This is a genomic window from Hyphococcus sp. (assembly GCF_041986965.1).
Taxonomy (GTDB): Bacteria; Pseudomonadota; Alphaproteobacteria; order Caulobacterales; family Parvularculaceae; genus Hyphococcus.
In genome coordinates this window covers 141564-166714 of record NZ_JBHIXB010000001.1, presented here as the reverse complement: position 1 = coordinate 166714, position 25151 = coordinate 141564, and the positions used below count along the sequence as shown (strand labels likewise).

The following is a 25151-nucleotide window of genomic DNA, read 5'->3' as shown; positions in this document are numbered from 1 at the left end:
GGCTAGCCAATAAGCCTTCGAGCTTTTAAGAGAGCGCGGCGCATAGTTTTGAGGAGAATGTGATGGCCCGCCTTGCCCTGATCCGCCACGGACAAAGTCAGTGGAACCTTGAAAACCGGTTCACCGGCTGGGTCGATGTGGACCTGACGGATCGCGGCCGCGCCGAAGCGAAAAAGGCCGGCGATCTGTTGAAGGCGAGCGGCGTTGAATTTTCCGCCTGTTTCACCTCGGTGCAAAAGCGCGCGATCAGAACGCTGTGGATCGCGCTTGATGACATGGACCGTATGTGGCTGCCGGTGACGCGGGCCTGGCAGTTGAACGAGCGCCACTATGGCGGGCTGACCGGGCTCAACAAGGCCGAGACGGCGAAGAAGCATGGCGAGGAACAGGTGAAAATCTGGCGACGCTCCTATGACATTCCGCCGCCGCCGCTTGAGAAGGGAAGTGAGTTCGATCTCTCAGACGACCCGCGTTACAAGCTTTATGGCTGTGAGGTGCCGGCGACGGAATCGCTCAAACTGACGCTCGATCGCGTCCAGCCTTATTTCGAAAAAGAAATTGCGCCTCTGTTGAAGACCGACAAGTCATTGATGATCGCGGCGCATGGCAACTCACTGCGCGCGCTCGTGAAGATTCTTTTCAACGTCTCCGACGACAAAATCGTGCATGTCGAAATCCCGACTGGCAATCCGCTGTTGATCGATCTCGACGAGGGGTTGAAGCCGAAGTCTGCGAAATATCTCGATGAGGAGCGCGCTACGAAGATTCCATCACCTTGATCTGATTTTCCTTTGTTAAAAAGGAATATCATCATCTAATTCATAGGTTGGGGGGGATGTGCGCTTAACTGTATCTAAGCGCATATACAAATTCCCGATTAGGATATTTCTTTTTTCAGGCGACGAGGCTTTGAAAACACCGATAAAATTTTTCAGCGTAGTTACAAGTATCTGGTGATTTTTCCAGTAGTTGAACGCTCCGTCAACGAATATTCGCGCCAATCTGTTTGGCCCAGGAATAGTGCTTTCCAGCATTGTATTCTTATACAAATCCTCAAGCCGGCGTAACAATTCCTGTGGATCTCGCCTATAAGTGGCCTCATTGGAAATTTGGGAAAACGTATCTGAGAGGCTCTCGGCAAATTCTCGATAAGCAAGAACTTCTTGTTCAGAGAAGTCTATTTCATCGAACTGCTCAGATAATATTTTTGTTTGTATCTTTAGAAAACTCGACGGTCGTTTAGAACGTTCATCCAAGCACATTTCATGGACAAGGCGAATGTATTTAAAGTCGGCTAGTGAGTTTTCTTCGATACATTTTTCAAACAATTTACCGACGAAATAAATTTCAGTTTGATGATCGTAAATCGAATCGTTGAAATCGGTCGGAGGTGCGCACCACCAATTCAGCGAGATGCTCTTGTCATAATTCGCTGAGTCAATAGCAAGTTCTTTACCGAAGCCAAAATCAATTATTTTTGGAACACCATCGTTTGTGACTAGAAAATTTAATGGGCGAATATCGCGGTGCAACACTCGTTGTTGCTCTAGGTGTGCAAATCCGTCAATAATACCTTCAAAAATTTTGTCGGCATTTTCGGGATTTTTCCCAATGTATTCTAATATGTTTTCTCCAGGGATGAATTCCATGAGAATGTAGGCGGTGTTTTTCTCGCCATAGTCGAAGAAATTAAAAACACGTACGATGTTAGGGTGGTTGAGGCGAAATAATATTCTGGCCTCTTCGCGGAAACGGTCGAAATAATCTTCGTATGCAGGTGTCGCGTTTATTTCTGGCAGTGGCTTATATTTTTTTGCAACGCAGTCCAGCCCCAATTCTTCATCTCGAAGTTGGACCGTTTCGCCGCAAGCACCTCTGCCCAGTTCTTTAATGACGCGATATTTTTTTGGGCGATCAAATTTAACTTGGGTTGGTAGCTTTCGAGAGCTCATATTAGCTTGCCCGTGAGCATGTCGGTGCTCAGCCGTCCAGCTTGGCTGTGATGTCGCTCACGCGTTTTGCGGCGGCTTCGATGGCGCGGCTGGCGCCGCCAAGCGTGTCGGAGTCGAGCGCGACGCCGGCGTCTTCTAAATCCAGCGCTCGCTCGCGCGCTTCAAAAAGCTCGTCGCATATTGTCAGCGCCGCCAGCAGCATCAGGCGCGTCTCGCTGATGTCAGGCAGGTCCGCCGACATGGCGGAGACGCGTTTGTCGAGGAACGCCGCCGATTTTTGCAGGCGGTCTTCCTGTCCCTTTTCACAGGTGACCCGGTATTCGCGGCCATGGACCTTGATTTCTACCTGGCTCATGAGGGGTCCTCCTTATTCTGGCTTTTTTCTGTCGTCTTCGGCGAGGATCAGCTTGAGGTCGGTGATCGCGGCGGCGACCCCCTTGGCGGCGGTATCCGTCTGTTTGCGGGCGGCTGTGGCCTGACGCCGGGCGGCGTCGGCCGCCTCATCGCTGGCTGCAGCATCGTCCAGCCGGGCGTCCAGGCGCGATTCGAGGGCTTCAATCGCCTCGGCGAGGCTTTGGACCGCTTTTTCGAGCACCGTCATTATCAAAATCTTCCAATTTGTTCGCCGCAGGGAGCGCCAATTTGGCCTTCGGCGCCGATTCTGTCCAGCCGCGCCCCAAGCTCTTTACCGGCGAGCCTTGACCCTCGCACGCGCGCGATGCATGAAGCCCCGCATATTCCGGATTTTAGAGGACAAATGGGGGCTTCCCGCATGACCGGCGCCGGCCCGAAACGGGCAAATTTTCCACAGATGGCGAACGCCATTCGCGCTCTCGCCATGGACGCGGTCGAAGCGGCGAAATCCGGACACCCCGGCATGCCCATGGGGATGGCCGATGTTGCGACCACCCTGTTCGCAGAGCATCTGAAATTTGACGCCGCCGCGCCGGACTGGCCCGACCGGGACCGGTTTATCCTGTCCGCCGGCCATGGCTCCATGCTGATTTATTCTCTTGGCTATCTTCTCGGTTATGACGGGATGAGCCTCGATCAGCTCAAAGATTTCCGCCAGATGGGCTCGAAAACCGCTGGCCATCCGGAATATGGCCACGCCCCGGCGGTGGAGACGACGACCGGCCCCTTGGGGCAGGGGCTCGCCAATGCGGTCGGGATGGCGATTGCGGAAGCGCATTTGAACGCCCGCTTCGGCGATGACGCCGTCGATCACCGGACCTATGTGATCGCCGGCGACGGGTGCCTGATGGAAGGCATTAGCCAGGAGGCGATTTCGCTCGCCGGACATCTGAAGCTCCGCAAGCTGATTGTTCTGTGGGACGACAACAACATCTCCATCGACGGCCCGATTTCGCTGTCGGATTCGACCGATCAACTGGCGCGTTTTGCCGCGAGCGGCTGGGCGACTTGCCGTGTCGACGGACATGACCCGGCGGCGATTTCCGCCGCTATTGAAAAAGCGAAATCCTCCAGCCAGCCGACCTTGATCGCCTGTCGCACGACAATCGGCTATGGCGCGCCCACAAAGGCGGGAACGTCCGCCACGCATGGCGCGCCTTTGGGAGCTGAAGAAATCGAAGGAACGCGCAAGGCCCTCGACTGGCCTTATGCGCCGTTTGAAATTCCTGATGACGTTCTTTCGAACTGGCGCGACGCCGGCGCCCGCGGCGGCGATGTGCGCGCCGCATGGGAAAAACGCATCAGCGCGGACAAAAACTGCGACGCGTTCAAAACCGCCATGTCTGGCGATTACGCCGGCGTGCTGACCAAGGCGATCGCCGATTACAAGAAAGCTCTTGTTGAAACGCCGCAAAAGCTGGCGACCCGCAAGGCGTCAGAGCTGGCGCTCTGCGTGATCAACGACGTGATCAAGGAAACTGTCGGCGGCTCGGCGGACCTGACAGGGTCGAACAACACCAAGACAAAAGATCAAAACCCTCTGTCTGCGGAGAATTACGCCGGGCGTTATATCTATTACGGCATTCGCGAACATGGCATGGCCGCTGCGATGAACGGCATGGCGCTCCACGGCGGCGTCGTTCCCTATGGCGGCACGTTCCTGGTCTTTACCGATTATTGCCGCCCTGCGATCCGGTTGTCGGCCCTGATGGGGGTGCGCGTCGTTTATGTGATGACTCATGATTCCATCGGGCTTGGCGAAGACGGCCCGACGCACCAGCCGGTTGAACATCTGGCGGCGCTGCGCGCGATCCCGAATTTGAATGTCTACCGTCCCTGCGACGGCGTTGAGACGGCCGAATGCTGGGAATTGTCCCTCAAAACCATTGCGACGCCGTCGGTGATCGCGCTGACCCGTCAGGGGCTCGAGCAGGCGCGGCTGAAGCAATCCGGCGAAAATCTCTGCGCCAGGGGCGCTTATGTGATCGCCGGCAAGGACGCCGAGGACGTGACGCTGATTGCGTCAGGCTCTGAAGTCTCGCTGGCGCTGAAGGCGCGTGAGGCGTTGAAACAGGACGGGATCAAGGCGCGGGTTGTGTCCGCGCCCTGTTTTGAGCTTTTCGCCTCGCAGCCGGAATCCTATCACAAAGAGGTTCTTGGCAAAGGCCCGCGCGTCGGCGTCGAAGCGGCCGTGCGCCAGGGATGGGATTTGTTCCTGCGGCGCAAGGATGCGTTCGTGGGCATGTCGGGCTTTGGCGCGTCAGCGCCGGCGAATGAGTTGTTTGAACATTTCGGCATTACGCCTGCGGCGGTCGCGGCGGAAGCGAAACGGTTGATTGGTTAGGAGAAAAAATCATGGCGCTCAAAATTGCAATTAACGGCTTTGGACGGATCGGCCGCCTCGCGCTGCGTTCGATCGTCGAGACCGGACGCAAGGGCGTGGATATCGTCGCGATCAACGATCTTGGTCCGGTGGAAACCAACGGCCACCTCGTTCAGTACGACTCAATTCACGGCAAGTTCCCGCATGAGGTGAAAGTCCGCAATGACACTATCGATGTGGGCCTCGGGCCGATCAAGGTGTTCGCCGAGCGCGATCCGTCGAAACTCCCCTGGGGCGAGCTCGGTGTCGATATTGTCTACGAATGCACCGGCATCTTCACGGCGCGCGACAAAGCGGCGCTGCATCTTGAAGCGGGCGCCAAGCGCGTGCTCGTTTCCGCCCCGGCCTCCGGCGCTGACAAGACCATCGTTTTCGGCGTCAATCACGGCACGCTGACCGGTCAGGACCATGTCGTTTCGAATGCATCCTGCACCACCAATTGCCTCGCGCCGGTGGCGAAAGTGCTCAATGACGCAGTCGGCATCGAGCGCGGCTACATGACGACGATCCACTCTTACACGGGCGACCAGCCAACCCTCGACACCATGCACAAGGATCTTTATCGCGCCCGCGCCGCGGCCATGAACATGATCCCGACCTCGACGGGCGCTGCAAAAGCGGTTGGGCTCGTTCTTCCCGATCTCAACGGCAAGCTCGACGGCTCGTCGATCCGCGTGCCGACCGCAAACGTCTCCGTTGTCGATCTCGTCTTCACGCCGAAGAAAGACACCACGGTTGAAGAGGTCAATAACGCGATCATCGAAGCGGCGAACGGAAAGCTGCGCGGGATTCTCGGCTGCACCGACAAGCCGCTCGTTTCATCGGATTTCAACCACGATCCGCATTCCTCGACCTTTGCGCTGAACCAGACGCAAATCCTGGAAGGCAAGCTCGTGCGCATCCTCACCTGGTACGACAATGAGTGGGGCTTTTCCACGCGCATGACCGATACGGCTCTCGAAATGGCGCGTCATATTTAGGAAACGAAACTCATGCGGCGGTGTTGTCATTGATCACGCCGCCGCTAGGTGCAAACTCACATGACGTCCGGATTTCGTCTCTTTATCCTGATTTTGTGCGGCCTGTTGGCCGGCTGCAATCGTCAGGTCTCGATTGAAGAGCCCGCTGTCCCGGAACGGGTGAAAACCGAAAAAGGTGAAATTCCCAACACCTTACCGCCCCTCTTTATCGGTATTTGGGCGGCCGATCCCGCCTGGTGCGACAATGACGAGGGAGAGCCTGGTCCGATCGAGTTCACATCGGACCGCTTCCTCGGTTATGAAAATAGCTGCGACATTGCTTCGGCCGTAGAGGGCACCGATGGCGGCTGGAGCCTCGATCTGCGCTGCGTTGCTGAAGGCGACGTGCATGAGGAGACGATGGACGTCGATATTGACGGTGACATGTTGCGAATTGCCCGCAATGATGGCGATCTGATCGAACTCACCCGTTGCGAAGTGCAGGAACAAGTCGAAGATCAGGCGGAAGAATAGGGATCCTCATGGCGCAATACCGAACGATTGACGATCTCGATGTGGCCGGAAAACGTGTTCTGGTGCGCGTCGATTTCAACGTGCCCATGAAAGACGGTGTTGTCACCGACGCCACCCGGATCGAGCGGGCCCTGCCGACCATTCAGGAGCTTTCGAAAAAAGGGGCGAAGGTTCTCCTTCTTTCCCATTTCGGGCGGCCGAAAGGCAAAGCCGATCCGGAGATGTCCTTGAAGCCGGTGGCTAAGGCGCTTGAGAAATTTCTCGGCGGGCCGGTTGAGTTCGCCGAAGACTGCATTGGCGATGCGGCGAAGAAAACCGTCAAGCGGATGCTCGACGGCGATGTCGCCGTTTTTGAAAACACCCGGTTTCACGCTGGCGAAGAAAAGAACGATCCAGATTTCGCAAAAGCGCTCGCCGAAAATGGCGACATCTATGTGAATGACGCCTTCTCCGCCGCGCATCGCGCCCACGCTTCGACTGAGGGGATTGCGCATCTCCTCCCGTCAGCGGCGGGCCGCGCCATGGAGCGTGAGCTGGATTATCTGAAATCCGCCTTGTCGGCGCCGGTGCGGCCGATGATGGCGGTGGTCGGCGGCGCCAAAGTGTCGACCAAAATCGAACTCCTGCTGAACCTTGTCGGCAAGGCTGACATGCTCGCTGTCGGCGGCGGCATGGCGAACACGTTTTTGTTCGCGAAAGGAATTTCCGTCGGCAAGTCGCTCTGCGAGCCGGACCTTGCTGACACCGCGCGCGAGATCATGACCCAGGCGTCGGCCAAAGGCTGTGAGATCATCCTGCCGCTTGATGTGGTTGTCGCCAAAGAGTTCAAGGAAGGGGCTGATCGCGAAGTCAAAGCCGCAGATGCTGTCGGCGCCGACGACATGATCCTCGATCTTGGCCCCGACACGGTGAATCTGATTGCGGAAAAGATTGAAGCCGCCAAAACGCTGGTCTGGAACGGGCCGCTCGGCGCTTTCGAAATAAAACCGTTCGATACGGCGACCGTGGAAGCGGCGCGTTACGCCGCCAAACGAGTTAAAGAAGACGGCCTTGTGGCCGTTGCAGGCGGGGGAGACACCGTCGCGGCCCTGGCGCATGCCGGGGTCGAAGACGACTTTACTTATGTTTCAACGGCAGGCGGCGCGTTCCTTGAATGGCTTGAGGGCAAAACGCTGCCGGGCGTGGCGGCGCTGGAAAATAGCGCAAACAACACTTAAACTAAACTAATCCTCTAATAAGTAACGGTATATTATTGTTGCAAAACTCTGCCAGAAATCCGACATAGTTAATGTGGGGTTTGTGGGGAGCAACATGACAATAATGGATAATCCGCACGCAAAAGCGTCCGAAGAACCAGCCGCGACTGAGCCGCCGGAAGAACAAGTTGCGGATCGCCCGCAAGGTGATGTCGCGCCGCATGCGGATGTTTCGGATGTGCCGCGTTCAGGCGTCAACGCAGACGATTTTGATGCGTTGCTGACGGAAGTGGACAGTCATTTCAATAGGGCCCGGTTTGGCCAGTATAGCGGTTACAAGCCGCCTTTCACTCGTCAGTACAAGGCCGAAATAAAACGACTGTTTCCAAAAGACGGTCCCGTCTTTGACCACCTCAATGTGAATGAGGCGGCGACGATCAGGCGCGCTATCGCAATGCGTAGCATTACCTTGGTCACTTTTTTCTACTTTGCCTTCGGTTTTATCAACGTCATTTCGCAGTATCGCGGCGGGAAGTTTGAAATGACGTTCGGCGCCATCGCATCGTCCCCGGTTTTGTATTTCCGTAACATTGAAGCCGGGTCGGTGCAGGGCGCTGTTGTCGCGCTATTGATGTATTTCGCAATTGCTTTCGCCGTCAGGACGCTGACCAGGTACATTCTGGTCGACAAGATAGGTCAGGGTGCAACCAGAGCCGCGAATGTCACTTTCCGTTACCTTTCCGCTATCAATAATTCCCTGGACAAGGCCATTGATAATTCGTCCGTTGATGAAATGTATCGTTCGCAATGGCCCCAGCGGTCGTCCGACTGGATCAAGATCGCCCAGTGGCACGCCAAGAGATATGAATATATTGATCGCTATGTCACCGCTGTGGCGTGGCGCATCGAGGACCGGTTTTCGTGGATTGAAGTTTTGGCGCTCGGCGTCAAATATGGGGTTCTGGTTTTTCTGGCCTTGTCGGTTTTCAATTTGACGGGGGCTGATTGGTTGCCGGACGCCGGCGCCCCGCCCGGAGGCGGTGATGCGGCCCTGACCGCGATCTTCGCCGGGCTCGTCTTTGTTTGCTGGGGGCTTGCGCTGCCGCTGTTATGGCTTTGGTCTTCCCTCTTGCCCGATTTCATCAGCGGGGCGGCCAGTAACAACTTGTGGGTAAAGAAATTTCTTGAGAGCGTCGAGGGTTTCGACAGCGCCCGTGACCACATTATCCAGAAAATCGCCAGCGTCGTCTCTGCGGACAAGACCACCATCATGAATATGCGCCCAGGCCAGGGCGGCTCCTAGGGGGCGGCGCTAGCCCATTCAGCATTGCGCTGCACGGTAGGGTTGGCTACTAAGCGTGCCCAAATGCCGGCAGTTTTTCGGGTGGCGCCGGAAGGACTGGCCAGCGCTGGGCAGTCCAGATTGCAGATGCGGGAGTTCTTGATGACGCAAGCTAAGATGGCCGATCAGGCAGCGAACAAAGACGGCTTTATCGCCGCCCTCGATCAGTCCGGCGGGTCGACGCCGAAAGCGCTGAAGCTTTATGGGGTCGATGAAAGCCAATATTCCAATGACGAAGAGATGTTCGGGCTGATCCATGACATGCGGGCGCGGATCATCAAGTCACCGGCGTTTACTGGCGACAAGGTGATGGGCGCCATCCTGTTCGAGCGCACCATGGACGGCGAGATCGACGGAACGCCAACTGCACAATATCTCTGGGAAAAGCGCGGCGTTGTGCCTTTCCTCAAAGTGGACAAGGGCCTTGCCGAAGAAAAAGACGGCGTGAAGCTGATGAAGCCGATGCCGGATCTTGACGCGCTGCTTGAGCGCGCCGTCAAGAAAGGCGTCTTCGGCACCAAGATGCGCTCGGTCATCGATGCTGCGAACCCCAAGGGCATTGCGGCGAATGTCGCCCAGCAATTTGAGGTTGGAAACCAGATTCTGTCTCATGGCCTTGTGCCGATCATTGAGCCGGAAGTGACAATTTCAATCGCGGACAAGGCGGAAGCTGAAGACATCCTGCTCGCCGAAATCAAAAAGAATCTCGACAAGGTGCCGGCTGGCAAACAGGTCATGCTGAAACTGACGCTGCCGACCAAGGCGAATCTTTACAAACCGCTTATTGACGATCCCCGCGTCATGCGCGTGGTTGCGCTTTCGGGCGGGTATTCCCGCGAGGAGGCGAATGCGAAACTGGCGCAGAACACCGGCATGATCGCCAGCTTTTCGCGCGCCCTGACCGAAGGCCTTTCCGCCAAGCAAAGTGACGCGGAGTTTGACGCCAAGCTTGCCGAGGCGATCAACAGCATCTTCGAGGCGTCCCGCGCAGGCTGATCCCGCCGGTTTTTCGATTTACGCGTCAAAAGCCCCGGCCTCGCGCCGGGGTTTTTTCATGCAGGCCTCCAGCGTCTCCACAAAGACATGACGCTGGGCGTGGCTGCCGCCGATACGGTGAAGACCGGTGAGGGCGGGAGAAATTTTTTCCAGCGCCGTTTCAGGGTCGCCGCGCAGATGGGCGACAAGTCCTTCGGCGACAGGAAAGCAGACGTCGCTCCAGACGCCGGTGGCGTCTTCTTCCGCTTTCCTGTGCAGCGTGGCGAGGAAGTCGTCCGCTTCATGGGGCTCGCCGGCGCGCGCGAGGGCGTAGAGATAATGGAGATCGTGAAAGGCAAAGAGGTGATCGCCTGCGCGTTCGCGCGCTTCGCGCACCACCGGCGTCCAGCGATCCCCGGCGTCTATCCCGCGCAGTTCAAGGCGCCACAACATCGAGACAGCGCCGATCTGTTCCTGCGGGAATTCCGTCCATGCGCCCCAGAGATATTTGTCGTAAATAGCGAGCGCTTCATTTTCCTGTCCGAGGGAAAGCCGGAACAGCGCTGCGTGCCAGTGATTATGGTCGCGGATGAAAACGCCTTTATGTTCCCATGTATGGGCGCAATGATCGAGCCAGCGCACGCCCTCGCGGGCGCGGCTTTGGGTTTCCATCACATGCGCGACGGCGTGATGGGCCCAGGCGTCATCAATGGCGATTTCCGACGCCCGCATGCCTTCGTCTTCCGCTTCATCGAGGCGGTGGTTCTGTTCCAGCGCGAAAGCGGTCATGCCATGCGCATAGGGCGTGTTTTCATGGGCGATGCGCGCGCGTTCGCCGAAGCGAAGCAGCGCTTCCGCATCGCCGAGATTGAACGCGTGATACTGGCCCCATTTGATGGCGCAAAGATCGGCGGGCCAGCGCACGGTAAGTTCGTCGAGCGCTTCAAGCGATCCTGCGAAGTTTTTGTCATGCCATGCGGCAACGGCGGCGCAGAAAAGTTTTTCGCGTTCGGTTCCGCTTTCTTGCGTCTCTTTCATGCGCGCAAGATAAGGCGCCGCCGCCGTCCAGCCATCCGCCGCTTCGAACGCCATATGTAGCGCCGCCGCATGCGCGTTTAATAGCGGCGCCCCGGGATTTTCATCAGCGGCTTCGAAAAGACAGCGCAGCTCGGGGCCGTAGCTTAAAAATTCGCCCACATAGCGGTCATACGTTTTTGCCCCGGCGCAATCAGCGCTGGTGATGGGCAACTCGAAACGATCAAGATTTTGCATGTATGCTTTCTACGAGGCGCAGGCGGCGGCGGCAAATCGCGATCGATGACATTAAGCTCAGCCGGTCTCACTTTTGCGACAGCTTAGCCCATTTTTCCGTTTAACCGGTCTCCATGGGCGCGTCGGGGTCAGACGTCCATTCGGCGAGCGATCCGTCATAAACCGCGACATCGTCGAAGCCGAGCAGGGTCAGCGCCAGCGCATTGGAGCAGGCGGCGACGCCGCCGCCGCAATAAGCGATCACGGGTCGATCGCGACTGACGCCGGCGGTCTGGTAATGGGTGAGCAGCGCCTCTTTTTGCTTATAGGCGCCGGTGTCGGGATTGATGAGCGCGTTCGCTGGCGCGCTGACACTGGTCTTGATGCGGCCCGCACGCGGCATCACCTGCTTTTCGCCGGTGAATTCTTCGCGCGACAGGGAGTGGATGAGCGTTGCTGCGTTTCCGTCAATCGCCGTCAGCACCTCCTCTTTTGCAACGATCCGCTGCGGCTGATGCTTGGGCGTGAAGGAGCCGGGTTTAACGTCAGGCGCATCCGTTGAAACCGGGCGGCCTTCCGCCGTCCATTTCGCCCAGCCGCCGTCAAGCACAGCGGCGTTGTCAAAACCGTAGGTTTTAAGACTCCACCAGACGCGCGCCGCCCAGGCGTGATTGCCGCGATCGTAAAGCACGACAGAAGACGCATCGCTGACGCCGAGCGCCTCCATGGCGGTTTTGAAGGCGTCCGGCTTCGGCATCATCAAAGGACGCGAGTCGTTCTTGTCGGCGAGCGTTTCGAGAACATTGCAAAAGACGGCGCCGGGAACATGGCCCTTGGCGTAGGCGTCTTTACCGGGAGCAAATGCATAGGAGCCGTCAGGCGTCGCTTCCTGCACCGTGGTGCAGTCGAGAATGACAAGATCCGGCGCGCTGAGATTGTCCGCGAGCCAGTCCGTTGAAGCCAGGGGTGAGGTCAGAGTTGTCATTGGGCGTCTCCCGTTTCAGGCGATCTTCCCGCCTTCACCCGCCCCTGTAAAGAAAAAGCCCCGCCATTGGCGGGGCTTTTGTCTTTGAAAGGTGAGCGCTTTTAGTCGCGCATGATGCCGAGAATGTTGAGAATATGCACGAAGAGCGTGACGAAGGAGCCATAAAGCGCGAAAGCGCCGAAGATCGCCGTGCGTTCATTCATGGCGCTGCCCTCTCGATAAAGCGACTTGATCATTTGTGTTTCATAGGCGGTCACTGCCGAGAATACGAGCACCACAAGCGATGACGTGATGAGGCTTCCCAATCCGCTCTTGAAGATGAGCGCATTGACGATGATCGCAATCACCAGTCCGATGGAAGCCATGAACAGGAAGCTCGCCCAGCCGGACAAGTCCCGTTTCGTCGTGTAGCCGTAAAGGCTCATGGAGCCAAAGACCGTCGCGGTGATGAAAAACGCCTTGTAGATTTCAACCGCGGCGCCTTGCTGCTGGAACATGAACAGCATGGGGGCGATCATCGCGCCCCAAAGCGCGGCGTAGACCCAGAACATGCCATGGGCGGCGGCTTTGGAACCGCTCAGCATCACGCGCGGCGCAAACCAGCCGATGCCGAGAATGCCGATAAAGCCCACCCATTTCAGGGGGGTTGTCATGATCTGGATCATCAGCGCGGGATTGGACGCCATGAGCATGGCGATGAAGCCGGTGCCGGCGACGCCGAGCGCCATATAGTTGTAAACGCCGAGCATGTACTGGCGCAGGCCCTGATCGATGGCGACGCCTCCGGTATGCGGGACGGCGCTGCCGAATTGTCTGCGGGGTTCGTTCATGTGACGCTAATCCTTTCAAGTTCTCCCGATCCGTCAGAATTTTTCGCCTGACGGAAATCAACGGCTAATATCGGGGGCCTTGGGGCTCCGATCAAGGGGCGCCGGGACCGATTTCGGTCGATTTTCGCCCCGGTAAGCCCGGCTTAAATGTTTAATTTTTAACGATTTATCGGGGCCGTCAGCCGTTTAGGCGGAACCGGGCGGCGAAGAAGCCGTCCATGCCGCCTTTTCCGGCGAGCATCGAGGGCAGTGTTCTGAGGTCTCCGTCGCGAGTGACGGCCTTTTCAAGGCCGCCGATCTCGTCCGCCGCAACGGCGATGCGCTCAAGCGAAGAATGCCGCGTGAGCGCCGCTTTCGCCTGGGCCTCGCCCTCCTCGCGCTGGAGCGAGCAGACACAATAGACGAGAAGCCCGCCAGGTTTGAGCAGGTTCTTCACCGCATGGTCGATCATCTTGCCCTGTAGCTCAGCAAGCGCTGAGAGCGCTGTTTCGCCTTTTGACCAGGGAATATCGGGATGGCGGCGAATGGTCCCTGTCGCCGTACAGGGCGCATCGAGCAGGATCATGTCGGCTTTCTCCTGCGGTTTGAAACGCAGCGCATCGTCTTCGACGATCTTGGCGGTGAGTTTGGTGCGCAGAAGATTCTCGCTGACGCGCTCCATGCGTGTGCCGGATTTGTCGACGGCGGTCACATTCGCGCCCGCGCTTGCAAGTTGCAGCGTCTTGCCGCCCGGCGCGGCGCAGAGGTCGAAAACGGTTTTGCCGGCGACATCGCCCATGAGCCGGACAGGCAGGCTCGCGGCGATATCCTGCACCCACCATGCGCCGTCTTCGTAACCGGGCAGCGCTTTGACATCGCTGGCCCTGGCGAGACGCAGGGTCGCCGGCGCAATATGAGCGGCCTCATGGCCGGCTTCTGCAAAGCGCGCCGCCCACTCGTCGAGATTTGCGGACGGCTTGAAGGTGAGGTCGAGCGGCGGCGTGCTGCGGTGAGCCTCCGCGATGGCCTTGGCGCCGTGGGGGCCGTAGCTGCGCTCCCAGGCGCGCCACATCCATGACGGCGTGTCGGTGCGCGCCGGAATTTTTTCAAACGCGCCGGTTCCCGCATCTGCAATCTTGCGAGCGATGGCGTTGATAAGCGATGCGTAGCCGCCGGTTTCTCCACGCTCATTGGCGAGTTCGACGGAGGTGGCGACCGCGGCGTGCGGCGGCGTTTCGAGAATCAAAAGCTGAGCGGCGGCGATCCGCAGAATGTCCATCACGCGTGCAGATTTTTTCGGCAGCGGCCGGTCGAGCCAGTTGCCGATCATGTGATCGATGGCGCCGCGGCGTCGCAGGGTCACCGTCGCCAGAAGACGCGCAAAGTTGCGGTCCGGGCCTTCAAGATGTGCGAATGGGCGGGTGCGGGCGATCGCGTCATCAAGCGTGGCCCCCTCGCTGACGCGGTCGAGAATTTCGAGGACGGTGCGGCGCGCTTCGACGCCCGGCATCGTTGACAGCGGACGGGCTGGCGCGCCGTCTTCCTTGCCGTCTCGTTGGTTATCCGGGCGGCCGTCATCGTCATCACGCCGGCGTTTAGGACGCGGCTTGTCAAAAGCCCGGTCGGGCTTGCTGCGCCGGGCGCCGTCGCGGCTTTTCGGTCCTGAAAACGGTCGTTTTTCCATAAGGGCCCGCGTAAACCACGCCTAAGGCGGAAAGTCACCCAAAATCAGTGGGAAAACCCGCATCTGGCCGTGCGCGCTCTTTTCGCCTAAGGTTAAGGCTCGCCAGTGAGGGCTGGCGCGAGTTTTTAAGGGGAAGAGGGGTCATGAAGAAGATTACCGCTATTTTGGGCGCTGCGGCGATGGCGCTGTCGGCAGGGGTGTCGTCCGGCGCATCGGCGCAAAATGAGATGAGCGCCGGATCGAGCCTGTCCAATCCGGAAACGGTGGTTCGCAAATTCAGCGTTCAGTCGGTCGGGCCCGTTCTGAATGAACTCGGGATGCCCTGGCAGGTGCGCCAGCTCGACAATGGGGCGCAATATATTCACGCCGCCAGCGGCTCCATGCAGTTCATTCTGTTTTTCACCGTGTGCAACGGCGCCGAGTGCTCCGGCATGCAGGCGGTGACGTTCTTTACCGACGCCAACGCCAACCCGCAGACGGTGCAGGCGTTTAATGTGCGCTATCCCTTCGGCACCGCCGGCATCGATCAAAGCGGCGCCGCTTATGTGAGCCGTTACGACATCGCCGATTATGGCATTCCGCGCGGCAATATTGCGTCGTCCGTCGTCAACTTCCTCGGGCTTGCGGAAATGTTTGCGGGCGAGCTCGCCAATGCGCATCAGACGGTGAGCCTGGAAGGTTATGCGGATGATCTGGCCTCGTCATCGCTGAACCGTCAGGCGCTTAATCACTTCACCGGCGTTGACTCGGCGATGACGATGCAGGCTGATGAGCATCGCGAAGGTTTCGAGCAAGGCGCGGAAATGATCCAGATGCTTCTCAAGGATGAAACTGCGCCGCGCAACAAGATCGAAAATAAACTCGATTAGCGGCGGCTTCACCTCTTGAAAGAGCGCCCCTCAGGGGCGCTTTTTCTTTTTGTTAAGCATGTTTCCTGACCCTTCTTTAAGGCCGCCGTTTTACTTCTTAACGATAGATTGCCGGCGCAAAATATGCGTCCGGTGTTGCGTGTTTTGGGCGGGAAATGCCTCTTAGAACGGCTAGAGCGTGGGTCGGAAACCGAAAGGGATCGACGGCGGTGGAGTTCGCCATCGTCGCGCCCGTGTTGCTGGCTCTTATTTTCTCGATCCTTGAAGCGGGCTGGTACTTTTTTGTCACCACCTCGGTTCAGCAGGCGAGTGCAAACGCCGCGCGGCTGATCAGGACGGGACAGGCCCAAAATAACAACATGTCTTCGGACGCTTTTTTCGATGAGATTTGCAGGGTTGTCAGCAATTTTGGAGATTGCAGCGAAAAGCTGACGATAGACATTTCCAAGTTTTCCAACTTTGCGGCGCTGGCCGACGATCTCTCTGAGCCGGTGTGTCGCGACAGGGATGACCCGACGATCGCCGGCGCGCAATTTGGCGCAAGCGATTATGGGCGTCAGCGGGATATTATCCGGGTGCGGATATGTTTTCTGTACAAGCCTGTGAACCCCGGGCTCGGTCTTAGTCTGGGGCAAACAAAACATGGCGACCGTGAAATTATCTCCGTCTCGATTTTCCGTAATGAACCGTTCGAGGGGTTTTAATGTTGCGGCGGATTGACATTGCGGGAAGGTTTGTCCGGCGTTGGCGGTCTTGCCGGTCCGGCATGGCGACGGCGGAGTTTGCGCTTGTGGCGCCGGTGTTGATCCTGCTCTTCTTTGGCGTTGTGGAGAGCGCGGACGGTCTTGCGCGCAGCCGGCAAGTCGACCTTGCCGTGAATACGCTGGCCGATCTGGCGTCACAGGAAACGAAACTCCTGACGTCTGACGCGGATGATCTCTTCGGCGGCGTCCGGCAAATCGTCGATGACGCTGATGCGCCCATGAGCATCCGTCTGGTTAGCGTAATCAATGACCCTGAGGGCGATCCGGTCGTGCATTGGAGCCGCGACAATGAAGGCGGCGAGCCTTACGCCAAGGGCGCCGCCTATAACGCCTTGCCCACAGCGACCCTGATCGATCCCGGGTCATCCATTCTTGTCGCTGAAATTTCTTACTCTTACAGCTCTGCGATATCGAAAATGGTCATCCCGCCGATCAATTTTGAAAGCACGGCGTCGCGCTGGCCGCGTCGCTCTGTGCGTGTACAGCTTTGCACGACCCCGGCGTCGTGCACGTCGTAAGCGCTGGCTAAAATCAGAAAGACTGTTTGATATTAAGGGAAATGGTGGAGCTAGTCGGAATCGAACCGACGACCTCTTGCATGCCATGCAAGCGCTCTCCCAACTGAGCTATAGCCCCGATCCATTCCGGGCGCGATTGGGGCGCGCCCCTCGGTTTTCACACTCCCCTGCCGGGCGCGTGAGCAGCGGAACCTAGCGACGCCGCTGCGTTGATGCAAGACGATTTTTCGAGTGCGCCGCGTCCGGCTAGTCGTCGCTTTCGCCGCCTTTTTTCACGATGCCGGTTACGTCGTCATCGTCATCGTCGTCGAGGAGACCGCTATTGTCCTCCTCGTCGTCATCGTCGTCGAGGTCGACGCCGATATCTGCGATGCCCGCCAGTTCATCATCATCATCGTCGTCCTCGTCATCCTTGTCTTCATCAAGGGCCGGACGGCGATTTGATTTGGGCGCGCGTTTTTCTTTTTCGGCTTTTTCGAGCGTTGTTTCCTTTTCGGAGGTTTTGGTCTCCTCCGTCGTTTGCTCTTCATCTTCCTTGCGCGCGCGGCGCGGTTTCAAAAGCGCTTCGGGAATGAACTCATGGTCGCATTTTGGGCAATGCGCGGGTTCTTTGTTGAGGTCGTAAAAGCGGGCGCCACATTCGGGACAATCGCGCTTAACGCCGAGTTCTGGTTTCGTCATGTATAGTGCCGTCCGTGGGGAAATCTGTGATGAAAGCGGACCTGTTGCCACGGGCGGGGGCGGCTGTCAAAAGGATTGCGCCCGGCGAGAGGGCTTCAAGGAGAACTGAGCTTCATGAATGCGACGAAGGCGCGCTGGCGGCGCGCCCCATCTGGACGCGCTGACGCCCGCCGAACGGGGCCGCTAACCGGCGTCGTGACAGCGCCGGGGGACAAGTCCATTTCGCACCGCGCCTTGATCCTCGGCGCGCTGGCGAGAGGCGAGACCCGGATTACCGGCCTTCTTGAGGCGGATGACGTCTTGCGGACGGCGGCGGCCATGCGTGCGCTTGGCGTTGGCGTGGAGCGGGACCGGAGTTCCAGCGGGGCGATCTGGCGCGTTGAGGGCGCGGCTTGGGCCGCGCCGACAAGGCCGCTTTATTTCGGCAATTCGGGGACCGGCGTGCGGCTCATCATGGGCGCTGCGGCCGGGGCGCATGTGGCGACGTCTTTCGAGGGCGATGTTTCCTTGCGCTCGCGGCCCATGGGCCGTGTTCTGGAACCCCTGCGCATGATGGGGGTGGAGGCGACGGACCGCGATGGGCGCCTGCCTGTGGACCTTGAGGCATGCGAGGACCTGAAAGCCATTAATGTGAAGTTGGCGACCCCGTCCGCGCAGGTGAAGTCGGCGATTTTGCTGGCGGCGCTTGGGGCTGACGGCGTCACCCGGGTGCATGAGCCGGAGCTTTGCCGCGACCATACGGAACGGATGCTGGCGGCCTTCGGTGCGTCGCTTTCCATGACGCCGGATGGCGAGGGCGGGCGGTTCATCGAAGTCGCAGGCGGACAACCCCTTAACGCCTGCGACGTGGCGGTTCCGGGCGATCCGTCTTCGGCGGCGTTCCCGATTGCGGCGGCCCTGATTACCGAAGGCTCTGACGTCACGGTGAAGGGCGTTCTCATCAATCCGCTGCGTATCGGCTTTTATGAGACATTGAAGGAGATGGGCGCGGATATCTCCTTTGAAAATGAGCGCGATGAAAATGGTGAACCGGTGGCGGATATTCGCGCGCGCCATTCGCTGCTCCATGGCGTTGAAGTTCCCGCGTCGCGCGCGCCTTCCATGATTGACGAATATCCGATCCTCGCGATCGTTGCGGCCCATGCGCATGGGGAGACCATGATGCGCGGGCTCGGCGAATTGCGGGTCAAGGAAAGTGATCGCATCGCTTGTGTCGAAGCGGGGCTGGCGGCGATTGGCGGCGACGCCGCAAGCGGGCCTGATTGGCTGCGCGTGCGCGGAAAAGGCTCAGGGCCGAAGGGCGGCTTGAAGGGTGGGGCGCTGATCAAGACCCATCATGATCATCGCATCGCGATGAGCTTTCTTGTCGCCGGGCTGGCGAGCGAAAAACCCGTGGAAATTGATGACGCTTCGATGATCGCGACCAGCTTTCCGGAATTTTTTGGCCTCATGATGTCGCTCGGCGGAGATATGGGCGCGGTGTGACGGCCTGTTCTGATTTGGCGCCTTGCCTTGGGCGCGCGCATACGCATAAGTGACCTCCCCATGGACCATGTATCCGGGACCCCTTCTATTGTGATCGCGCTCGACGGGCCCGCCGCATCCGGCAAAGGCACCTTGGCGCGCCTTATCTCCGATCATTACGGACTGGCCTATCTCGATACGGGCACGCTTTATCGCGGTGTCGCCTGGCTGGTTTTGCATGAGGGCGGCGATCCGGCCGATCCCGCCATCGCTGCGGCGGCGGCCGAGGGCTACGCCATCGACAAGATCGCCGGCGTTGATATCCGCACCAAGGAAGTGGGGGCCGCGGCGAGCGTGGTCGCTGCCAATCCAGAGGTCCGTGCGGCGCTCCTCGACTTTCAGCGCCGCTTCGCCCGCAAGCCGCCGAAAGGGGCCAAGGGCGCGGTTTTGGACGGCCGGGATATTGGCACCGTGGTCTGTCCGGACGCGACCGTGAAGTTCTTTGTCACGGCGAGCCCGGAAGTGCGCGCCCACCGGCGCTGGCTGGAGCTGGCTCCGGCCCGTCCGGGGCTGGAAGAAACCGAGATATATCAGGATCTTCTGGAGCGTGACGCGAGGGACGCCGCCCGCGACGACGCGCCCATGGCGGCGGCGGACGATGCGGAGTTGCTAGACACGACTCATTTGTCTATAGACGCGGCCTTCGCGGCGGCGCGCCGCGTGATTGACGGCGTTTTCCGGCGCTGCGGCTGAGTTTCAGCCCTTCGCCGATCCACATCAGAAAACGTGTTTTTGTGTCCGTCTATCCGGAATGAGCGCCGTCATAACTTTAACTCGGCTCAATTGTCCGGCGGGGCCAACCCTCCGGAAAGACCGCCGGATAAACCGGTTGGCACTTAAAGCTGAAACCTGGAGATAAGTGACACTCGTGTCTGAAACCCTTAACCCGACCCGCGACGATTTCGCGGAAATGCTCGAAGCCTCCCTTGTTGGCCGTCAGGATTTTGAAGAAACGGTCGTTCAAGGCAAAATCACCGCCATCGAAAAAGACGTCGCCGTCATCGATGTTGGTTTGAAAACCGAAGGCCGCGTGCCTCTCAAAGAATTTTCCCAGCCTGGCAAGCCCGCTGATCTCAGCGTCGGCGACACCGTCGAAGTCTTTGTCGAACGCGTTGAAAACGCAAACGGCGAAGCGGTGATCAGCCGCGAAAAAGCGCGCCGCGAGGAAGCCTGGGACCGCCTCGAGAAAACGTTCGAAAAGAACGAACGCGTCGACGGCGAAATCTTCAACCGCGTCAAAGGCGGCTTCACGGTCGATCTCGGCGGCGCCGTTGCGTTCCTTCCCGGTTCACAGGTCGACATTCGCCCCGTGCGCGACGCCGGCCCGTTGATGAACATTCCGCAGCCTTTCCGCATTTTGAAAATGGACAAGCGCCGCGGCAATATCGTTGTTTCGCGCCGCGCCATTCTTGAAGAAGATCGCGCCGAACAGCGTCAGGAAGTCGTCAAGGAACTGAACGAGGGGGATGAGCGCGAAGGCGTAGTGAAGAACATCACCGAATACGGCGCCTTCGTTGAGCTGGCGCCAGGCGTTGATGGTCTTCTCCATGTCACCGACATGTCCTGGTCGCGCGTCAATCATCCGTCGGAAGTGCTCGGCGTCAATGACACCGTTCGCGTCAAGATCATCAAGATCAATCCGGAAACGCACCGTATTTCACTCGGCATCAAGCAGCTTACGCCTGATCCGTGGGAAGGCGTGGCGGCGAAATATCCGGTCGGCGCCAAGTTCTCCGGCAAAGTCACGAACATCACCGACTACGGCGCGTTTGTTGAGCTGGAAGACGGCATCGAAGGCCTCGTCCACGTCTCTGAAATGAGCTGGGTGAAGAAGAACGTCCATCCGGGCAAGATCGTTTCCACTTCTCAGGAAGTCGAAGTGATGGTGCTCGAAGTCGACGAACAGAAACGCCGCATTTCGCTTGGCCTGAAACAGTGCGCCGACAATCCGTGGGAGCGCTTCGCGGAAGAGCATCCGATCGGCTCCATGATCGAGGGCGAGATCAAGAACATCACCGAATTCGGTCTGTTCGTCGGTCTCAATGAAGAGATGGACGGTATGGTCCACCTTTCCGATCTCGACTGGAACCGTCAGGGCGAAGAAGCGATCAAGGATTATCAGAAAGGCCAGGTCATTCAGGCCAAGGTTCTCGATGTTGATCCGGAAAAAGAGCGCATTTCGCTTGGCGTCAAACAGGTCGGCTCCGATCCCATGGACGCCATTGGCGACATTTCCCGCGGCTCTGACGTCACTTGCACCGTCACCGCCATCGAAAGCGGCGGCATTGAGGTTCAGATTGGCGCCGACGAAGGCCCGAAAGCCTTCATCCGCAAGTCGGATCTGTCGAAAGACCGCTCCGAGCAGCGCCCTGAGCGTTTCGCCGTCGGCGACAAGATCGATGCGCGCGTCACGTCGATCGACTCCAAGACGCGCCGCATCAACGTCTCCATCAAGGCGCGCGAAGTGGCGGAAGAAAAACAGGCCGTGGAGCAGTTCGGATCTGCGGATTCCGGCGCATCGCTCGGCGACATTCTCGGCGCTGCGCTCAAAGGCGCCAACAAAGACGACTAACGCAAAGCTTTTTGCGTGTGTTTTTAACGCCCCTGCGGTCTCCGCGGGGGCGTTTTTCTATGGGAATTGGCGCTCCACAGGTTTAGGTATTGGCGGCGGTTTTCAAAAAATTCGCCCTGTTTTTAACCTCTTGGCGCTGACGCTGTTCATGCCTGAATTACCCGAAGTCGAAACGGTTCGCCGCGGCCTCCAGCCGGTGATGGAGGGGGCTGTCTTTGAGCGCGTGGAGGCGCGCCGTCCGGATTTGCGTTTCCCCCTGCCGGAGGGGTTTGCGGAGCGGCTTGAAGGGCGCAGGGTCGAAAGCCTTGACCGCCGGGGCAAATATCTGATCGCGCGGCTGTCTTCGGGCGAAAGTCTGATCATGCATCTTGGCATGTCGGGGCGTTTCACCATTGAGGAGGCGGACCGGTCCCGTCCGGGCGTTTTCGCCCTGGCGCAGGAATGTGATCCCAAACATGACCATGTGGTTTTTGAGATGACCGGGCCCAGGCCCGCCCGGATCACCTATAATGATCCGCGCCGGTTCGGGTTTATGGATATCGCCGCGCCGGACGGGCTGGAGACTTGTCGTCATTTCAAGGCAATGGGTCCCGAGCCGCTCGGCAACAGCTTTTCGGCGGCAACGCTGAAAGAAGCGCTTTCCGGCAAGGGCGCCCCTATCAAGGCCGCGCTTCTTGATCAGGGGGTCGTCGCGGGACTGGGCAATATCTATGTCTGCGAAGCGCTCTACCGGGCGGGCGTTTCCCCCCGCCGCAAAGCCGCATCGGTCGCCGGAAAGCGCTCAGACCGGCTCTATGGCGAGATAATCGCCGTTTTGCGGGAGGCGATAGAGGCGGGCGGCTCCAGCCTCAGGGATTTTGCGGCGGCGGACGGGGCGCTCGGCTATTTTCAGCACCGCTTTGACGTTTATGACCGGGAAGGTGAAAATTGTCGCCGCTGCGACAAACCGATCCGCCGTATGGTGCAGGGCGGAAGGTCGACCTTTTTCTGCCCGTCTTGTCAGCGTTAATATTCGCGAAAAATAAGGCTCTTTCCGCTGTTGACGGCCTCCGCCCCGGGGTCTATAGACCGCCGCTCGCGCCGACATTGAGACAATGAAAGCGCTAAAAGATTGACCTCCAGATTGAGTGACGAAACATGGCTAATACATCGTCGGCGAAAAAAATGGTCCGCAAGATTGCGCGCCGCACGGCAGTGAATAAATCCCGCCGTTCACGTGTGCGCACATTCCTGCGCAAAGTCGAGGAAGCGATTTCCTCCGGCGACAAAGCGGCTGCGGAAAGTGCGTTCAAGGATGCGCAACCTGAATTGCATCGCGCTGTGAACAAAGGCGTCTTTCATTCGAAGACGGTTGCTCGCAAATTGTCGCGTCTTTCTTCGCGCATTAAATCGCTCGCTGCATAACCGATTATCGTTTTTTTCAATTTTAGTTTCGAAGCGCGTTCGTAAAATCTTGCGAACGCGTTTTTGTTTTTTCTAATGTAAATTTAAGGCAGACGCGCACAACATGCTCATGCATTGATTGCGCGCTCGCTTATAATGTAGGCTTCGTAGCGTAACGATTTGTTTTTGCTGTAAGCGTGATTTTTGTTGATGTTTTGCAATAAAGTCAGCGTAAAAAAAACGACATAAAAAACACCGTAGGGGCGAATCAAAGCTTGACGCTCATCCTTAAGATTAACTACACTGTGTTTTGTCAATTATGACGCGTGCGGACGAATTACCGCGCCATCAGTTACAGTTTGTTCGGTGTTTTTGGTCGGCCGTTTTCTCTCTCTCACAACGGCTGCCGCGTAGGCACGCTTTTGACTTTAAAAGTCGGGGACATAAAAATGAAAAGCGGCGAAACTCTTCCATACCTGTTTATTGCTAATAAGATTATGGACGCCGCGGGTCTTCTCAGTTAACCCGACATTACGCGTCGGCCCTTTGGCCGACTTTCTGACAACATCGTTAAATCGAAAACTTTGCGCGGAGCAGGGGGTGGTCCGCGCAATGGGGGAATTTGACCTTAAATTTCGGGCGGCTTCAAAATGGACAACGAAAAAGAAATGAGCGGGCGGGAAAATCAGTCAGAGTTGTTTAAGCGTTATCACGCTGCGCTGCGCGTGCGCGTTGGCGATGCGAAATATGTATCCTGGTTCAAGGACCTTGGGCTGGAAGATTACAATGATGAGTGCGTGACGCTGTCGACGGGGTCTGAAGCAAAGCGGGACATGCTCGACCACCGGTTCTTTCCAGTGCTTGAAGAGACCTGGCGCAAGGAAGTTGGGCCGTTTCAAAAGATGCGTCTGACGGTTCTTAAAACCAAACTCAGCGAATATGCGGCGCGTATCGACGCTCAGGAAGAGCGCCGCGCCGCCGCGCCGGAAGCGGCGACGCCTGCGGTGAGAGCGCGCCAGAAAGATGGAAAAGAAACGGCGTCTTTCGAAGGGCTCGCAACGGGCCTCGATCCGCGCCGGACATTCGATGCGTTCGCGGTTCATGCATCCAACCGCATCGCCTGGGCGGCGGCGCAGGAAGCGTTGTCGGAAGGGCGCGCGCGGGAGCTGATTTACTTTTACGGTCCCTCGGGCGTCGGCAAGACCCACCTTCTGCAGGCGATTGCGCATGCCTGGTCGCAGGATCAAAGCCGCGGTGAGGCGGGTTATGTGACCTACAACAATCTTTCCAACGCCTGCGTCAGCGCGGTCTGGTCCAACTCGACCGCCGCGCTCCACAAGGCGCTTTTGTCTTTCGGCTTTCTCGGCTTTGACGACATTCATTTCTTGAACGGTAAAAATCGCACACAGGAGGAGTTACTTATCGTGATCGACGCAGCGCTCGACAGCGGCAAACAGGTAGTCATTGCAGGCGAGCTTCCGCCTGCGAAACTGGCGGAGGCGGGTCTTAACCAGCGTCTTGCTGACCGTCTTGCGGGCGGCATTTGCGCCCCGATCCATCCTGGTGATGAGGCGCTGCGCCTCGCCGTTCTGAAAAAGCGCGTTGAACAAAGCCCGGCCGCCTGCCGCATCTCCGATGAAGCGCTCGCCTATATCGCCCGCACTTTCACCCAGTCGACGCGTGAAACCATTGGCGCCCTCAATCAGCTCCTTTTGATGTACGGGTCGGAAGAGGTTGTGGTCGATCTTGATGAGGCGAAATCGGTCCTTAAATCGCGTCTGGACGACCGCCGCCGGGCGGCCACCGTCGACGACGCCATCGCCGCCGGGGCTGAGGCGTTCGGCCTGAAGCTCGAGGACATGACCGGCCGGTCCCAGCCGCAGCGCATTGTCCGCGCCCGTCATGCGGTGGTCTGGTGCGCGCGCGAGGTCCTCAAGGAGTCCTTTCCGCGCATTGGCAAGGCGCTGAAACGCGATCATACGACGGTGATGTCGTCCTATCGCCGCGCCCAGGCGCTGATCGAGCGCGACAAGGCGTTTCAGGACGGCGTGAAGCGAATTCGCGAGGCGCTTGAGGGCTGATTTCGGGCTCGGATTTCCGGGCCGAAAAAGCACATAAAAACAGTCCTGTGGAAAGACCGCGCCGGCGTGTGAAATACGCGCCGGCGCTAGCTTTTTAAGGGCTGTTTCGGCTATACTGGCAAAGGGTTTTTCGCCTTTCGATTCGCTGTTTTCACGCCCCTTTTCGCTGGCGCTGAAGCGCCGGAGCGGAGGGCCTTCCGAACGGCGTTTCCGGGCCGGTTTATTCGGCGGATATCCACGCCGCTTGGCGGCATTTTGCAGGCAGCATTTTCGAG

General features: G+C 58.3%; 24 protein-coding genes and 1 tRNA gene. 16 read left to right on the top strand and 9 right to left on the bottom strand.

Annotation, left to right across the window (positions count from 1 at the left end):
• The first annotated feature begins 62 nt into the window (after positions 1-62).
• Complete coding sequence (gene gpmA, locus ACFC5L_RS00795) at positions 63-779, top strand: 2,3-diphosphoglycerate-dependent phosphoglycerate mutase (RefSeq protein ID WP_375202188.1); 717 nt, start codon at positions 63-65, stop codon at positions 777-779.
• 15 nt (positions 780-794) lie between these two features.
• Here gpmA and ACFC5L_RS00790 read toward each other — a convergent pair whose 3' ends face one another.
• The 3 genes from ACFC5L_RS00790 to ACFC5L_RS00780 are packed head-to-tail and all read right to left on the bottom strand — an operon-like array spanning position 795 to position 2553.
• A complete protein-coding gene (locus ACFC5L_RS00790) occupies positions 795-1952 on the bottom strand; it encodes a protein kinase domain-containing protein (RefSeq protein WP_375202189.1) in 1158 nt (385 codons plus the stop codon).
• A 28-nt stretch (positions 1953-1980) separates the two neighbouring features.
• Positions 1981-2307, bottom strand: a complete 327-nt coding sequence (locus ACFC5L_RS00785; RefSeq protein ID WP_375202190.1) for a cell division protein ZapA — start codon at positions 2305-2307, stop codon at positions 1981-1983.
• A 12-nt stretch (positions 2308-2319) separates the two neighbouring features.
• On the bottom strand, positions 2320-2553 hold the full coding sequence (locus ACFC5L_RS00780; protein ID WP_375202191.1) for a hypothetical protein: 234 nt from the start codon (positions 2551-2553) through the stop codon (positions 2320-2322).
• 171 nt (positions 2554-2724) lie between these two features.
• On the opposite strand from ACFC5L_RS00780, the gene tkt reads away from it, so the two are divergent.
• The 6 genes from tkt (at position 2725) to ACFC5L_RS00750 (ending at position 9776) form a co-directional block, all read left to right on the top strand.
• The gene (gene tkt, locus ACFC5L_RS00775) at positions 2725-4710 is read left to right on the top strand and encodes a transketolase (RefSeq protein ID WP_375202192.1); all 1986 of its coding nucleotides are present in this window, start codon (positions 2725-2727) and stop codon (positions 4708-4710) included.
• An 11-nt stretch (positions 4711-4721) separates the two neighbouring features.
• Positions 4722-5729 (top strand): type I glyceraldehyde-3-phosphate dehydrogenase, encoded by a 1008-nt coding sequence (gene gap / locus ACFC5L_RS00770; RefSeq protein WP_375202193.1) that lies wholly within the window; start codon positions 4722-4724, stop codon positions 5727-5729.
• 60 nt (positions 5730-5789) lie between these two features.
• Positions 5790-6242: a hypothetical protein gene (locus ACFC5L_RS00765; protein ID WP_375202194.1), complete on the top strand. Its 453-nt coding sequence runs from the start codon at positions 5790-5792 to the stop codon at positions 6240-6242.
• 8 nt (positions 6243-6250) lie between these two features.
• Positions 6251-7459, top strand: coding sequence for a phosphoglycerate kinase (locus tag ACFC5L_RS00760; protein WP_375202195.1), 1209 nt, complete (start codon positions 6251-6253; stop codon positions 7457-7459).
• 94 nt (positions 7460-7553) lie between these two features.
• Positions 7554-8741 carry a hypothetical protein gene (locus ACFC5L_RS00755; RefSeq protein WP_375202196.1) on the top strand — a complete coding sequence of 396 codons (1188 nt, stop codon included), beginning with the start codon at positions 7554-7556 and terminating at the stop codon, positions 8739-8741.
• Between the two features lie 141 nt (positions 8742-8882).
• Entirely contained in the window at positions 8883-9776 is an 894-nt protein-coding gene (locus ACFC5L_RS00750; protein ID WP_375202197.1) for a fructose bisphosphate aldolase, read from the top strand.
• A gap of 18 nt (positions 9777-9794) precedes the next feature.
• On the opposite strand, the gene ACFC5L_RS00745 is transcribed toward ACFC5L_RS00750, so the two are convergent.
• The 4 genes from ACFC5L_RS00745 to ACFC5L_RS00730 all read right to left on the bottom strand — a co-directional run bounded on the left by ACFC5L_RS00745 (position 9795) and on the right by ACFC5L_RS00730 (position 14484).
• Positions 9795-11027 carry a tetratricopeptide repeat protein gene (locus tag ACFC5L_RS00745; protein WP_375202198.1) on the bottom strand — a complete coding sequence of 411 codons (1233 nt, stop codon included), beginning with the start codon at positions 11025-11027 and terminating at the stop codon, positions 9795-9797.
• Positions 11028-11127: 100 nt separating this feature from the next.
• Entirely contained in the window at positions 11128-11991 is an 864-nt protein-coding gene (locus ACFC5L_RS00740; protein WP_375202199.1) for a sulfurtransferase, read from the bottom strand.
• A 101-nt stretch (positions 11992-12092) separates the two neighbouring features.
• Positions 12093-12821 (bottom strand): Bax inhibitor-1/YccA family protein, encoded by a 729-nt coding sequence (locus tag ACFC5L_RS00735; protein ID WP_375202200.1) that lies wholly within the window; start codon positions 12819-12821, stop codon positions 12093-12095.
• Positions 12822-12999: 178 nt separating this feature from the next.
• Positions 13000-14484, bottom strand: coding sequence for an RsmB/NOP family class I SAM-dependent RNA methyltransferase (locus ACFC5L_RS00730; RefSeq protein ID WP_375202201.1), 1485 nt, complete (start codon positions 14482-14484; stop codon positions 13000-13002).
• Between the two features lie 143 nt (positions 14485-14627).
• Between ACFC5L_RS00730 and ACFC5L_RS00725 the strand changes: the two genes are divergently transcribed.
• From ACFC5L_RS00725 to ACFC5L_RS00715, 3 genes are all read left to right on the top strand, one after another.
• Positions 14628-15353, top strand: coding sequence for a YbjN domain-containing protein (locus ACFC5L_RS00725; RefSeq protein WP_375202202.1), 726 nt, complete (start codon positions 14628-14630; stop codon positions 15351-15353).
• 209 nt (positions 15354-15562) lie between these two features.
• Positions 15563-16057 carry a TadE family protein gene (locus ACFC5L_RS00720; RefSeq protein WP_375202203.1) on the top strand — a complete coding sequence of 165 codons (495 nt, stop codon included), beginning with the start codon at positions 15563-15565 and terminating at the stop codon, positions 16055-16057.
• Entirely contained in the window at positions 16057-16635 is a 579-nt protein-coding gene (locus ACFC5L_RS00715) for a TadE/TadG family type IV pilus assembly protein (protein WP_375202204.1), read from the top strand. Before ACFC5L_RS00720 ends, ACFC5L_RS00715 begins: the two co-directional genes overlap by 1 nt.
• 42 nt (positions 16636-16677) lie before the next feature.
• Here the strand turns inward: ACFC5L_RS00715 and ACFC5L_RS00710 are convergent.
• Positions 16678-16753, bottom strand: a tRNA-Ala gene (locus tag ACFC5L_RS00710).
• 128 nt (positions 16754-16881) lie between these two features.
• On the bottom strand, positions 16882-17316 hold the full coding sequence (locus ACFC5L_RS00705; protein ID WP_375202205.1) for a TIGR02300 family protein: 435 nt from the start codon (positions 17314-17316) through the stop codon (positions 16882-16884).
• 114 nt (positions 17317-17430) lie between these two features.
• On the opposite strand from ACFC5L_RS00705, the gene aroA reads away from it, so the two are divergent.
• The 6 genes from aroA to ACFC5L_RS00675 all read left to right on the top strand — a co-directional run bounded on the left by aroA (position 17431) and on the right by ACFC5L_RS00675 (position 24876).
• A complete protein-coding gene (gene aroA, locus ACFC5L_RS00700) occupies positions 17431-18801 on the top strand; it encodes a 3-phosphoshikimate 1-carboxyvinyltransferase (protein WP_375202206.1) in 1371 nt (456 codons plus the stop codon).
• Between the two features lie 60 nt (positions 18802-18861).
• Positions 18862-19533 (top strand): (d)CMP kinase, encoded by a 672-nt coding sequence (gene cmk, locus ACFC5L_RS00695; protein WP_375202207.1) that lies wholly within the window; start codon positions 18862-18864, stop codon positions 19531-19533.
• A 175-nt stretch (positions 19534-19708) separates the two neighbouring features.
• Positions 19709-21412, top strand: coding sequence for a 30S ribosomal protein S1 (gene rpsA / locus ACFC5L_RS00690; protein WP_375202208.1), 1704 nt, complete (start codon positions 19709-19711; stop codon positions 21410-21412).
• A gap of 148 nt (positions 21413-21560) precedes the next feature.
• Complete coding sequence (gene mutM, locus ACFC5L_RS00685) at positions 21561-22421, top strand: bifunctional DNA-formamidopyrimidine glycosylase/DNA-(apurinic or apyrimidinic site) lyase (protein WP_375202209.1); 861 nt, start codon at positions 21561-21563, stop codon at positions 22419-22421.
• A gap of 128 nt (positions 22422-22549) precedes the next feature.
• A complete protein-coding gene (gene rpsT, locus ACFC5L_RS00680) occupies positions 22550-22816 on the top strand; it encodes a 30S ribosomal protein S20 (RefSeq protein WP_375202210.1) in 267 nt (88 codons plus the stop codon).
• Positions 22817-23445: 629 nt separating this feature from the next.
• The gene (locus ACFC5L_RS00675) at positions 23446-24876 is read left to right on the top strand and encodes a DnaA ATPase domain-containing protein (RefSeq protein WP_375202211.1); all 1431 of its coding nucleotides are present in this window, start codon (positions 23446-23448) and stop codon (positions 24874-24876) included.
• The last annotated feature ends 275 nt before the right edge of the window (positions 24877-25151 follow it).